Raw genomic sequence first — 12,524 nt, forward strand, 5'->3', positions numbered from 1 at the left:
CGGTTCACCGGATCCCGGGGCAGCCACCTCGGAGTGCGCGGGGACCGTGCGGCGTCAGTGCTGCTGGGCCTTCTGCGGAGTCGCCTCGCTGGGACGCACGATGACGTACCCCTCACCCTCCAGCTTCAGCTGGACGGCCTCGCCCGAACCGCCACGGATCATCGACCCGATGGACTGCGACCGGTGCAGCGAGGTGTGCAGATGGGCGGTCCAGCCCACGACCGCGTCCGTGTCGACGAACACCGGCTGCTGCTGCGAGACCGGGATGACCAGCGGGTTGCCCTCGCAGACGAGCCCCAGCCGGCCCTGCCCGGTGAAGACGCTGTTGAACAGCCCTCCGCCGGATATTCCCGCGCCCTTCACGGTCTTGATCTCGTACGACAGCGTGGAGTCGAAGCACAGGACGTTGCGCCCGTTGACCGTCAGGGCCTCGCCCGCTTCGACGTCGACGATGAAACAGTTCTGCGCCTCGTGCGCGAACCAGGCCTCGCCCTGTCCGCGCACCGTCATCAGGGGCAGGCCCTCGCCCGTGACCGCGCGCTTGAGCATGCCGCCCATGCCCTGGCCCTTGCGTTCGAACTGCAGGTTCCCGCGGTAGGCGATCATCGCTCCCTGGCGGGCCATCATGTCGCCGTCGACGGAGTAGCGGATCGACTTGGAGTTCTGTGCGGTCATTCCCGGTGCGGAGGCGGGCTGTACGACGTGCTCGCTGGAAAAGAGATCACCCTTCATGCGGGCATCTTGTCCCGGACGGGTCCGTTCCGCCAAGGTCGGGCGGTGTACCGGCCGGAATCCGACCAGTGGCGGGGCGGCGGTCGGGGCACAACTCGCTTGTCAGGCGCGGGTCTTCGCCAGGAGTTCGGTGATCTCCTCGGACGTGCCGGTCTCGCCGAGGCGTGGGAAGATCCGCTCGATGCTGTTGCGGTGCGCCTCGACATCCAGGTCCGTCATCGCGTCGGTGGCCAGGGTGACGTGGTAGCCGTGCTCGTGGGCGGCGCGGGCCGTGGACTCGACGCCGATGCTGGTGGCGACGCCGGTCAGCACGACCTGCGTGATGCCGCGGCGGCGTAGCTGGAGGTCCAGGTCCGTGCCGAAGAAGGCGCCCCAGTTGCGCTTGGTGACCGTGATGTCCTCGGGGTGGCCGGACAGTTCGTCCACGATGACGTCCCAGCCCTCGGGCCGGGCGCCGGTGCGGCCCTGAGTCTCGTTGCGCCCCGGCACGGCGTCCGCTCCGTCGGGGGCGGCGCTGACGCGCACGAGGACGACCGGCAGGCCGTGTGCGCGGAAGGCATCGGCCAACTCGACCGAGCGGGCGACGACTTCGGGGCCGCTGTACGGAGTCGTGGGTGTGCCGACAATGCCGTTCTGAAGATCGACGACAACGAGAGCGGTGCGCTCGTCGAGGGTGGTGAGAGCCATGGGCCGGCCTTTCGGGGTGGATCGATCGATTTTTGGGGGGCTCCGGTCAGGCTTCTGTGAGCCGCTCCAGGAGGGTCAGTGCGGTGACGATGGTCCGGCGTTCCTCTTCCGAGTAGCCGTCCTGGAAGGTGCGGGCCAGCCATTCCCCGCGGGCCTGGCGGGTGCCCTCCGCGCTCTCGCGGCCGGCGTCGGTGAGGGTGACCAGCTGGCGGCGGCCGTCCTCGGGGTCGGGCCTGCGCTCGATCAGCCCGCGCTGGTCGAGCGCGGCGAGCGTGGCGGCCATCGACTGCGGCCGAACGCCCTCGGCGGCGGCGAGACCGCTGGCCGTGGCGGCCTCCGCCTTGCTGAGCCGGTTGAGTGCGGAGACCTGGGACGGGGTGAGGTCCTGGCTGTCGGAGACCTCGCGGAGCCGGCGCCGAAGGCGGCTGAACATCACGCGGAGTTCCCGCGCGGCACGGTCCGCGGATTCTGAGATGACCTCGGCGTGGTCGATGCCCTCGGCGTTGTTCATGCGTCCACGCTAAAACCTTCAGCCCAGACTGTCCAGTCTGAGCTGAAGGCCTGGCGGGGTGGGGGGCGACGCTACGTCTCCTGCGCTGAGGCCGCCGCTCTGAAGGACTGCCACGCACAGCCGCACAGTCGAATCACCTAGGACCAGGCCCCGCGCCCCCGACGTGACAGACGTGACGAGCGCATGGAGCGCACCGCCACCAGGGCGATCAGGCTGCCGCCGATGACCAGCAGGCCCGGGCCGACGCTGCGGGTGTTCACGACCCTGGAGATCGCGGCGACCGGGCCGGTGTCAGTGCTGGTTCCCGTGCCGGAGACGGTGCCGTCCCCGGTCTCGGCGGCCCCGCCCATGTTCGTACCGGGACCCGTACCCGTACCCGTCCCGCCCCCACCCCGAGCGCCCGCCTCGGAGCCTGCGGGAGGCGTGGACGGGGCTGAGCCGTCGCCGCCCGGCCGCGCCTGCCCGGAACCGGCCTCCGACCCGTCGTCCCCGGACGCGCCGGCCAGGCGTACGTCGAGGGCCGTCATCGCCGCTCCGACGGGCTGGAAGAACGTCGTGCCCCCGGCATCGCAGTTTCCATTGCCGCCCGACGTCAGGCCCAGGGCGAGCCCGTCGGCGAACAGGGGGCCGCCGCTGTCGCCGGGTTCGGCGCACACCGTGGTCTGGATGAGTCCTGTGACCGTGCCCTCCGGGTAGTTCACCGTCGCGTTCAACGCCGTCACCCGGCCGGAGTGCAACCCCGTGGTGCTGCCGCTGCGGAAGACCCGCTGGCCCACCACGGGATCGGTCGCCCCGGTGATGCGTACGCCACGGCCTCCGCCGATGGCGACGACGTCACTTTCTGCGTGAGGCACCCCATCGTCGTAACGCACGAGGGAGAAGTCGTTCCCGGGGAACGTGCCGCTCACGGTGGTGCCCAGTGCCGTGGCGTCGCCGGGTCGTGCGAACCATGTCGTGCCGACCGGGCCGCAGTGCCCCGCGGTCAGCAGGAACGCGTCACTGCCGTCGGTCACGTCGAAGCCCGCCGAGCAGCGCCCGCCGCTCGCGAAGATCGGCGAGGCGCCGTCGACGCGGGTGGTGAACGTGCCACGGGTCCGCTCCATGCGGACGGACGCGCCGATGGCTTTGGCGACGTCGGCCAGCCGCGACCAGTCGGCTGCGGAGACGGTGGAGTCGGCCCTCACCACGACCTCGTTCGAGCCGTAGTCCATCGCCCACGCCGTACCGGCCACGCGGGGCGCCGCCCGCAGCGTCGCGGCGGCCGAGCGCAGGTCGCGCATGCTGTGGCGCACGACCTCGGCCCGCGCCCCGGCCCGCCGCACGTCCGCCGCGGCGCCCGCGTCGGTCACCGCGATCACCGTCCGCCCGTCCGCGCCGAGCCAGCTGCCCGCCGTACGGGCGGTGCCGAGCTGCGTCACCAGCCGTTCGCCCACCGGGACGGGCGGACCGGAGGTGCCGGGTTCGCTCGCTATCGCGTGCGTGACCAGCAGGCTTCCGCAGAGCAGGCCGCCGACGGCAGCAAGGCGTGTGATCCGCCGGGCGGTGCGTCGCGCGTGCCTCATCCAGACTCCCCAACGTGCGAAACGGCGTACGGACAACAGGTCAACGACCTTGGGGGGAACGGGCGTTGAGAGCGCCGACCGGTCCGTCCCTCGCTTCACGTACGTACGGGCGGGGCGGCTCGTTCAGCGGGGAGCGACCCGGTCGCCGATGCGGGGGCGGGCCGAACGAGTGGACGCGCGGCCCGAGCGACCTGCGAAAGCCCGGCCCGAGGAGCGCACGGGTCATGGGGAGTGCAAGGATGTCGTCATGGCAATCAAGGCATATTTCGACATCACCATCGACGACAAGCCCGCCGGGCGCATCAGCTTCAACCTCTTCGACGACGTCGTCCCGAAGACGGTGGAGAACTTCCGCGCCCTGGCCACGGGCGAGAAGGGCTACGGCTACGCGGGGTCGTCGTTCCACCGCATCATCCCGCAGTTCATGCTCCAGGGCGGCGACTTCACCGCCGGCAACGGCACGGGCGGCAAGAGCATCTACGGCGAGAAGTTCGCCGATGAGAACTTCCAGCTCAAGCACACCAAGCCGGGCCTGCTCTCCATGGCCAACGCGGGCCCGAACACGAACGGCTCGCAGTTCTTCATCACCACGATCGTGACCGACTGGCTCGACGGCAAGCACGTCGTGTTCGGTGAGGTCGCCGACGAGTCCAGCATGGAGCTCGTCAAGAAGATCGAGGGCCTCGGCTCCCGCAGCGGCGCGCCCTCGGCGAAGGTCACCATCTCCGAGTCCGGCGTTCTCTGAGCCTGAGGAACGACGCCTGACCGCCGGCCACTCGAAAGCCGGCGGACGGACACAGCGACGGGCCGGGGCAGCCGATCAGGCCGCCCCGGCCCGCTCCATTCCCGCCTTCCAGAAACGCCTCACCCTTCAGCGCCTCAACCCTGAGCGCCTCACCGCTCAGCGGCTCAGCCTTCAGCGCCTCAGCGCCGGTGCCTCGCGACCGGCACATCGAGCGGCCGGGCGAGACCCACGACCCCCTCGTCGAGGCGCTGGAGATGCCGCAGCACGCGGAAGGTGACCGTGCCCGAGCGCAGCGCTCCCGTCCCGTCCGCCTCCAGCATCGAGGCGATGCTCGCGCCCGCCTCGACCTCCCCGCCGGTCTTCTCGTCCCGCACATGCGCGTCGATCACGTCGATGTTGTGCGCGATACGCACCCCGGCCCGCTCGAGCCGCGGATCCGCCGCGATGGTCTTGCTGTACGGCACGAGCTCGGCCGTCGCCGCCAGAGAACGGGCGTGATAGGCGCAGGTCTCCAGGAGTGCCACCAGATAGCGGGCCGTCTGCCTGCGCACCCGCAGCGGCGTGATCGGGTGCGTCAGCGGCTTCGTGGAGGCGCGCAGATCGTCCAGGGCCGTGTCCAGGTCCCGCGCCTTGTCGAGGAGATCGACCGCGGGCCCGCCGCTGAGCTGCTCCACGGCCGCCGACACGACGTCACCGAGCCTGACCAGGACCGTACTGAGGAGTTCGTCGGTACGGCGGTCCGTGTGCACCGGCAGCACGAGCACCGCGGCGACGATGCCGCACGCGGCGCCGAGCGCCGTCTCCTCGATCCGCAGGACGAGCACGTCCAGGCTGTACGTGTTGAGGAGTGTGTAGAGCAGGCCCAGCATCGCGGTGACGAAGAACGACATCAGGGCGTACGACAGCGGCGCCGTGAAGAACATCGCGAAGATGAAGACCAGGACGAGGGCGAACGCCGTCCAAGTGTGGTTGCCGACCACGCCCGCGAGCGCGACACCGGCGACCACGCCGAACACCGTGCCGAGAAGCCGGCGGTAGCCCTTGACCAGGATCTCGCCCGTGGACGCGGTGTTGAGGAAGACCACCCAGCACGTCAGGACCGCCCAGTACCAGCGCTGACTGGAGAGGAACTCGCCACCGACGATGGCCAGGGACGAGCCCACCGCGACCTGGAACGCGGCCCGCGTGGTGGGCCGCCGGAGCCCGGTGCGGTCGTCCTTGTCGCCCTCGTCCTGCTCGGAGCTGGTGATCGCGAGGTCCTCGGCGTCGAGTTCCTCGCGGGAGCGCGTCGTCGCCGGGGAGTCGTCGGACTCGTCCTGCGGCCCGTCGAGGGCGACCCGCAGGCCCATGACGGCGCGCGCCGCCTCACCGATCCCGCGGAAGACGTCCTGCACGGCGGCGGAGCCGCGCGGCAGATTGTCCTCGTCGCGGTAGGCGAGCAGCCGGTTGCGTACGTGCGCGACTGCCGTCCCGCGGTTGCCCGTCACCGGGCGGGCGACGAGCAGGTGCAGAGCGTTGAGGTCGCGGCGCAGGGTCGCCGTCACGTCGTCGTCGGCGTGCAGGCGCTTCGACGGCTCCGGCACGGGCGCGTGCGGCAGATGCAGGGTGAGGGTGTCGGCACGCTCGGCGCTGCGGGCGTTGAGCAGCAGGACGCCGAGCCGTTCGGCCGCGATCTCGGCGTCGGCGACCCTGCGTTGCACGAGGGCGGCCGTGGCCGAGTCCCGGGTGCCTTCCTCCAGGCGGCCCTGGATCATCAGCGCCGTCTCGTGCAGCCGTGCGGTGCCCCGCCGCAGGTCGTCGAGGACCCTCTCCAGCTGGTCCGGCTCGGCGTCGAGCAGTTCCGCCTGCGTGTCCACCAGTTGCGCGAGCCGGGCCCTGAACGCGTCACGCAGCCGGCCGAGCACACGCTCCGGTGTCTCCGGTACGACGGCGAAGCGCACGACCGCGCTGCACGCGAAGGCGACGGCCAGCGTCGCGTACAGCCGTGGCAGCGACGACACCGTCGCGCTCACGAACAGGGAGACGAAGTAGATCTGAAAGCCGATCAGGCCCAGCGCGGTGCCGCGGTCCCCGAAGCGGCGGCTGTAGACGGCGCCGAAGATCAGGGCGATGAAGAAGAGGTCACCCGCGACGACCTGGTTGTGCAGCAGCGCGGCCAGCGACACCGCCGCAAGCGCCACGGGCAGGCCGAGGGCGAGGGTGACGGCCTGGCCGCGTACGTCCTTCTCCCTGATCGCGAACGTGGCCACCATCGCGGCCATGGCGCCGGCGACCATGTGCGTCACATCGGTGTGGAACGCCGCGAGAACGGCCAGGGTGAGCGCGATCGCGCCGACCGTCCGCAGTCCCGCCATCAGCCGCAGCAGCCCCGGATCGGATGCCACGAACCGGTCCCACGTGCCCCCGATCCTCGTCACCCGTGTCACTGCCCTCACTCTGCCGCACCCTCCTGATCCAGCCATGATCCGCGGACGCCTCAGCATCCCATGCGCGTCAACAGCGGTCCGAGGCCGGTCGTACGAGGTGGGAGGAGGTACGGGAACCTCGACAGCAGCGCTCTGCAGCCGTCCTTCGATGTCCCTGGCTGTCATCACACATCGTCATATGTCGTCGTCAGATCGGGAGTCCGATCAGGCCACGGCCGCTCCGGGACGCCTCGCTCACGACCTCGCCCCAGTCGCGGAGCAGCATGACGAACTCCTCGAAGTTCGCGATCCAGCGCCCCGGACGCTCCGCGTGTATCGCGTACGGCTCGCGGAGCCCTTCGAGAAGGGGTGCGGCAACGGCCCACGCGCGCGCCAGGTGCGGAACCTGTTCCGGCGTACGGACGACGAGCAGCCGAGGGTGCCAGGGGTCCGGTTCGGCGGGGAAGAGCCCGACGGCCGGCTCGTCCTCCGTACCCGTGCCCGTGTCGGTGTCATCGTCGAGGCCCATCCAGAACAGCCCTGCCAGGAACGCGTCGAGCGCGGCCCGCAGGCCGGGTTCGGCGAAGTCACGGACGTCCTCCCACGCCTGGCCGGCCCAGAAGTGCGGCTTGAACGAACCGAGCGTCTCGAAGAACTCGTACAGGGCGCACCACGGCATCTCGGGCCACCTCACCCACCCGTGCTCGACCCGCGCGTGCGCACCGCCACCCTCGTCGCAGTCGTCGTCCGGGTACGCGGCGTCCTCAAGCATCGCGAGGCGCTCAGCGGCAGGCATCCGCCCGAGGTGGTCCCAGTCGACGACGAGAACGGTGATGTCCAGACCCATGGGGAGAGGCTATAGACGGCGCGTGGGGGAGGGCCGGGCGCCTACCTCAGGGGCCTGCGCACCCACAGCTGCCTGTCGCGCGCTCCGGGTGCGCCGCCGGGGTCCGATGTGCCGAGATGCAGCCAGCCCCAGGAGCGCAGCAGCGTGGAGCCCGGCGCCTCGGGGCCTGTGGGGTCCGGCAGGTCCACCGCGGCGACGATCAGATCGGTGTCGTGGCGCGTGAGGAGCCGTACCTGCAGGTCCGTCGCGACGCCGTGGCGTCGATGGGCGGGCAGCACCATCAGTTCGGCGAGGACGAAGGCCCGGCCGGACGCGGTGAGTTCCTCGAACTCGGTCGGCAGGTCACCCCGGAAGCCCGCCCACCAGTCACCGGTGCGGTCGGCCCGGAACCCGTACACACAGCCGACGAGGCCGCCCGAGTCGGCCACCACCATGTCGAAGTCGGGACGCCGGCCGTGTTTCTCGAAGCGGGTCAGGAACCCCTGCCGGTCGCGGTACTCGGCCCCCGCGGCCCCGTGGTACGCCGAGACATACACGTCAGCGACGGAGTCTCGCTGCTGCTCCGCCTGCCACCGAGACAGCCGCCGCAAGTACACCTGAGCCATATGAGCCTCCCGTCAGGCCGCGGGACATGCCCGGGCTCAGCATGGTGACACTCACGGACGACGAGGGGAACGGGGCGTCACGCACTGCCGCGCGAACTCCCGGTGACCTCAGGGTACTTGGGGCCTAATGTGCTTGGACGGCGTGGTCCTGCGGCCGTCAGGACAGGGACTGCACGGTCTCCCGCACCTGGGTCGCGACCGTGTCCGGAAGCGGCGCGTAGTGGATCCGGGTCAGCGCCTGCTGGCCTTCGTCGCTCGCGGTGTAGGTCAGGAAGGACTTGAGCGCGGGGAGTGTGGCGGCCCGGTTGCCCTTGTCGCACACGATCTCGTAGGTGACCAGGACGATCGGGTACGCCCCCGCCGCCGAGTGACCGTAGCGGAACTTCAGCGACATGTCCTTGCCCTCGCCGGCGACACGGGCCGCGGCGATTCCGGCGGACGCGGACTCCGGCGACGGTGCGACGGGCTCCGCCGTGCCCGTGTCGATGCTGACGGTCGGTACCTGGCTGCTCGCCGCGAAGGACAGCTCGAAGTAACCGATCGACCCGTACGAGGAGTTGACCTGCGAGACGACACCGCTGGAGCCGTTCGCCGAGCCGCCGCCGGTGCCCTGCCACGACTTCTCCGCCGAGTAGGGCCAGGCGGCCGGGGCGGCTCCCGCGAGGTAGGCCTGCAGGTTCTGCGTCGTGCCCGAGTCGTCCGAGCGGTGCACGGGGCGGATGCGGGTCGAGGGCAGTTCCGCGCCGGGGTTGAGCGCGCGGATCTCCGGGGCGTCCCAGGTGGTGATCCGGGTGTCGAAGATCTTGGCGAGGGTCGCGGCGTCGAGGACCAGGTCGTCGACGCCGGGCAGGTTGTAGCCGACCGCGATGGGGCCGCCGGCCATGGGCAGGTTGATGGCCCGGCCCTCGGTGCACGTCTGCTTCGACAGCTCGACCTCTTCGGGCTTCAGCGCGCTGTCCGAGCCGCCGAACGCGGTCGCGCCACGCAGGAACTGGGCGGCACCGGCGCCCGATCCGAGCGGGTTGTACGCGATCTGGACGCCGGGGCAGGCGCGCTGGTACTGGTCGATCCAGTACTTCATCACGTTCTGCTGGGCGGTCGAACCCGAGCCGGGAACCTGGCTCTTGCCCGCGCAGTCGATGTCGGCCACGGGGGAGGCGCCGGCCGAGGACGCCTGATCGTCGGAGTCACCCGGGCCGCCCGCGCCGCACCCCGCGAGCAGGAGCACGGCCGCGAGGGAAGCCACGCCGGCCGGAGCGCTCCGCTTGATCACACGTCTGGCACGGGCGCTCTGCACTGTCGTTCCCCCTGGTGAAACCGCGATCGGAAGAACAGATGGTTGCCGATCATGGCGGTCGCGGGGTGACGCGCGGGTTAACTCCAGGCGAAGCACCACCGTACGAAGGGCGAGCGGGGCGCCAAGCGGGCCCCGCCGTCCACTTCCGCTGACGCCCAGTTCAGCTCTTGGTTCCCGCTCAGTCCTTGCCCGGTCCTTGCTCAGTCCTTGTAGTCGGGCGCGATCCGGTCGAGCAGGCGCAGCATCGCCGCCCACGCCAGCTCGTACGCGTCCTCGTCCTGGAAGTCCGAGTCGGCCTCCGCCTCGCCCGCGAGCTGCCGGGCGGTGTACTCGCACACCTCCGGCGACGGCACGGTCAGCGGGACGCCGCCCGCCTGCGCGGTGACCTGTATCTCGCAGGCCTTCTCCAGGTAGTACATGCGCAGGAACGCCTGGGCCGCGCTCCCGCCGACGGTGAGCAGGCCGTGGTTGCGCAGGATCAGCGCGGGGTGGCCGGCGATGTCGTCGACGAGTCGCTTCTGCTCGTCCAGGTTGAGCGCCACGCCCTCGTAGTCGTGGTAACCGACCCGGTTGTGGAACTCCATCGACATCTGGTTCAGCGGCAGCAGCCCGCCCTGCTGTGCGGCGACGGCGCAGCCCGCCTTGGTGTGCGTGTGCAGGACGCAGTGGGCGTCCTCGCGGGCGGCGTGGATCGCGCTGTGGATGACGAACCCGGCCGGGTTGACCGGATAGGGGGTCGGCTCGACCGGGCTCCCGGACAGATCGATCTTGACCAGGTTGGAGGCGGTGATCTCCTCGAAGAGCAGCCCGTACGGGTTGATCAGGAAGTGGTGGTCCGGGCCCGGCAGGCGCAGCGAGATGTGCGTGAAGATCAGGTCGGTCATGCGGAAGTGGGCCACGAGCCGGTAGACGGCGGCGAGTTCGCGGCGCAGCCGCAGTTCCGTCTGCGCGGCGTCCTGATCGGCGGCGGGGGTCAGCAGGTCGGTCACGAGACGGCTCCTTCGAGGGTCGGGTCGACCACAGGCGTGAGCGGGCGGCCGGTGCGTTGCCAGGCGATGACGTTCTCGGCGGGCGCACACACGTACGCGCGCTGCGAGGCGTCGGACAGGAACGCGCTGTGCGGGGAGAGCTGGATGCGCGGGTGGGTGCGCAACGGGTCGTCGGCGGGCGGGGGTTCGACCGGGAACACGTCGAGCGCGGCCCCGGCGAGGTGCCCGCTGTCCAGTGCGCGCAGGAGCGCGTCGGGGTCGACGAGTTCACCGCGCGAGACGTTCACGAGGAACGAGCCCGGCCGCATCCGGGCGAGCAGGGCCTCGTCCGCGAGACCGTGGGTCTGCGGGGTGAGGGGGGTGTGCAGGGACAGCACGTCGGCGCGGCTCACCAGCTCGTCGAGGTCGAGCCGGTCGACCTCGGGCGGCCAGCCGGCCGGGTCGGCGTGTGGGTCGAAGGCGGCCACGCGGCCGAAGACGGGCGCCGCCATCCGTGCCACGGCGCGCGCGATACGGCCGAACCCGACCAGGCCGAGCGTCAACTCGCCGGCCCGGCGGGGCAGTTCACCGAATTCCGTGTTCCAGCCGCCGGTCCGCACCGTGGCGTCGGCGTGCGGCAGGTGGCGTACGAGGGAGAGGGTGGCCGCGAGTGCGTGCACGGCGACGTCCTCGGTGGCCGCGTGCGGCAGGTTGCTCACCCACAGGCCGCGCCGGCGGGCCTCGGCGGTGTCCACCATGTCGTAACCGGCGGACATCGTGGCCAGCATGCGCACCGTCGGCAGCCGGTCCAGGAGGGTCGCGTCCACCGGGGCGTAGCCGACGATCAGAGCCTCGGCGTCGTGCGCGGCAGCCGCGATCCTCCCGGGGTCGCGGCTCCCGACCACGCGGACCTCGAAGCCCGCGTCGCGCAGCAGGCGCGCGCCCGGCTCGACGTCCAGCTCCTCGGGGTCGGTGAAGACCACCACCGGCTGACCCATCACATTTCTCCCCACTCTTGGAGCGACGAACTCAGGGTGACGAATGATTCGTCGGTCGCTTCGGTGTTGAAGTTACGTTTCGTCTTCCATAATTGTCCAGTCCACATGAGACGGGTGTCCGTGATGGGCGTCACGGGTGTCCGGCACCCGCGTCCCCGTGGTCGACAATGGGCGCCGACCCCGGGTGCGGCCGTACCCGGGCAGCCGAGCTGAGGGGAAGCCCCGGTGGACCTGGACCACATCGACCTCGCCGTCGTCCGCGAGCTGCAGGCGGACGGCCGTCTGACGTACGAGACGCTGGCGCAGCGGGTCGGCCTCTCCCGGCCCGCCACCCGGGCCCGCGTCCAGCGGCTGCTCGAGGGCGGCGGTGTGCGTGTGGCGGCCGTCGTGCACCCCGCCGTCCGGGGTCTCACCGCGTCGGCGCATCTGTCGATCGGTGTCCGCGGACCGGCCGGGCCCGTGGCGCGCGCCATCGCCGCCATGCCCGAGGCGCCGTTCGTCACGCTGACCGCCGGCGGCTACGCGGTCATGGCCGAGCTGCGCACGAAGGGGATCGCCGATCTGGACCAGGCGATCGAACGCGTCCGCTGCCTGCCCGGTGTCGACGTCGTGGACCCGCTGATCTCCACCCGTCACCTCAAGGACCCGTATCTGCTCGCGGGCGAGCCGGCTGTCACGGAACTCGACGAGACCGACCAGCTCGTCCTGCGCGAGTTGGAGGCCGACGGCCGCCTCCCGTTCGCCGAGCTCGCCGAGCGGGTCGGCCTGTCGGCCGGTGCGGCCCGCGCGCGCACGCTGCGGCTCCTCGACGGCGGCGTCGCGAAGGTCCTCGCGCTGGTGCGTCCCGAACTCCTCGGCCTCGGCATCCTGTGCGGTTTCGCGGTGCGCGTCGAGGCGGAGCGGGATGAGGTCGCCGCGCGTCTCGCTGACCGCGACCAGGTCTCCTTCCTGTCCTCCTGCATGGGGCGTGCGGACCTGGTCGGCACGATCACGGTGGAGTCCCTCGCGGCGATCCGGACGGCCGTCGAGGACATGCGGGCCGTGAAGGGCGTGCGAGCGGTGGAGAGCTGGGTGCACCTGGAACTCATCAAGGAGCGCTACGAGGATCCGGCCGCCGAATGAGGCGCAGGCCGGATGATACGTAAGCGATGACTCGCCTGAACTTAC

12 protein-coding genes are annotated in these 12,524 nt (G+C 71.1%); 2 read left to right on the forward strand and 10 right to left on the reverse strand.

What is annotated here, in order from left to right; all coding sequences use genetic code 11:
- Positions 1-54 precede the first annotated feature (54 nt).
- From CG723_RS11975 to CG723_RS11990, 4 genes are all read right to left on the reverse strand, one after another.
- Positions 55-732: an AIM24 family protein gene (locus CG723_RS11975; RefSeq protein ID WP_100593253.1), complete on the reverse strand. Its 678-nt coding sequence runs from the start codon at positions 730-732 to the stop codon at positions 55-57.
- A 102-nt stretch (positions 733-834) separates the two neighbouring features.
- Positions 835-1,419 (reverse strand): hydrolase, encoded by a 585-nt coding sequence (locus tag CG723_RS11980; RefSeq protein ID WP_100593254.1) that lies wholly within the window; start codon positions 1,417-1,419, stop codon positions 835-837.
- A 46-nt stretch (positions 1,420-1,465) separates the two neighbouring features.
- Complete coding sequence (locus tag CG723_RS11985) at positions 1,466-1,930, reverse strand: MarR family winged helix-turn-helix transcriptional regulator (RefSeq protein WP_100593255.1); 465 nt, start codon at positions 1,928-1,930, stop codon at positions 1,466-1,468.
- Between the two features lie 137 nt (positions 1,931-2,067).
- The gene (locus CG723_RS11990) at positions 2,068-3,492 is read right to left on the reverse strand and encodes a S1 family peptidase (protein ID WP_100593256.1); all 1,425 of its coding nucleotides are present in this window, start codon (positions 3,490-3,492) and stop codon (positions 2,068-2,070) included.
- Positions 3,493-3,739: 247 nt separating this feature from the next.
- Between CG723_RS11990 and CG723_RS11995 the strand changes: the two genes are divergently transcribed.
- A complete protein-coding gene (locus CG723_RS11995) occupies positions 3,740-4,237 on the forward strand; it encodes a peptidylprolyl isomerase (RefSeq protein WP_100593257.1) in 498 nt (165 codons plus the stop codon).
- 179 nt (positions 4,238-4,416) lie between these two features.
- On the opposite strand, the gene CG723_RS12000 is transcribed toward CG723_RS11995, so the two are convergent.
- From CG723_RS12000 to CG723_RS12025, 6 genes are all read right to left on the reverse strand, one after another.
- On the reverse strand, positions 4,417-6,591 hold the full coding sequence (locus CG723_RS12000; RefSeq protein WP_234374309.1) for an FUSC family protein: 2,175 nt from the start codon (positions 6,589-6,591) through the stop codon (positions 4,417-4,419).
- A 259-nt stretch (positions 6,592-6,850) separates the two neighbouring features.
- Positions 6,851-7,489, reverse strand: coding sequence for a hypothetical protein (locus tag CG723_RS12005; RefSeq protein WP_100593259.1), 639 nt, complete (start codon positions 7,487-7,489; stop codon positions 6,851-6,853).
- A gap of 41 nt (positions 7,490-7,530) precedes the next feature.
- Complete coding sequence (locus tag CG723_RS12010) at positions 7,531-8,094, reverse strand: hypothetical protein (RefSeq protein ID WP_100593260.1); 564 nt, start codon at positions 8,092-8,094, stop codon at positions 7,531-7,533.
- Positions 8,095-8,251: 157 nt separating this feature from the next.
- Positions 8,252-9,340: a phosphate ABC transporter substrate-binding protein PstS gene (gene pstS, locus CG723_RS12015; RefSeq protein ID WP_234374246.1), complete on the reverse strand. Its 1,089-nt coding sequence runs from the start codon at positions 9,338-9,340 to the stop codon at positions 8,252-8,254.
- A 251-nt stretch (positions 9,341-9,591) separates the two neighbouring features.
- Positions 9,592-10,380 (reverse strand): class II aldolase/adducin family protein, encoded by a 789-nt coding sequence (locus CG723_RS12020; RefSeq protein ID WP_100593262.1) that lies wholly within the window; start codon positions 10,378-10,380, stop codon positions 9,592-9,594.
- Positions 10,377-11,357: a C-terminal binding protein gene (locus tag CG723_RS12025; protein ID WP_100593263.1), complete on the reverse strand. Its 981-nt coding sequence runs from the start codon at positions 11,355-11,357 to the stop codon at positions 10,377-10,379. The genes CG723_RS12020 and CG723_RS12025 overlap by 4 nt, the downstream gene beginning before the upstream one ends.
- A 225-nt stretch (positions 11,358-11,582) precedes the next feature.
- On the opposite strand from CG723_RS12025, the gene CG723_RS12030 reads away from it, so the two are divergent.
- Positions 11,583-12,479 carry an Lrp/AsnC family transcriptional regulator gene (locus tag CG723_RS12030; RefSeq protein ID WP_100593264.1) on the forward strand — a complete coding sequence of 299 codons (897 nt, stop codon included), beginning with the start codon at positions 11,583-11,585 and terminating at the stop codon, positions 12,477-12,479.
- The last annotated feature ends 45 nt before the right edge of the window (positions 12,480-12,524 follow it).

This window comes from Streptomyces sp. CB01635 (assembly GCF_002803065.1).
Lineage (GTDB): Bacteria > Actinomycetota > Actinomycetes > Streptomycetales > Streptomycetaceae > Streptomyces.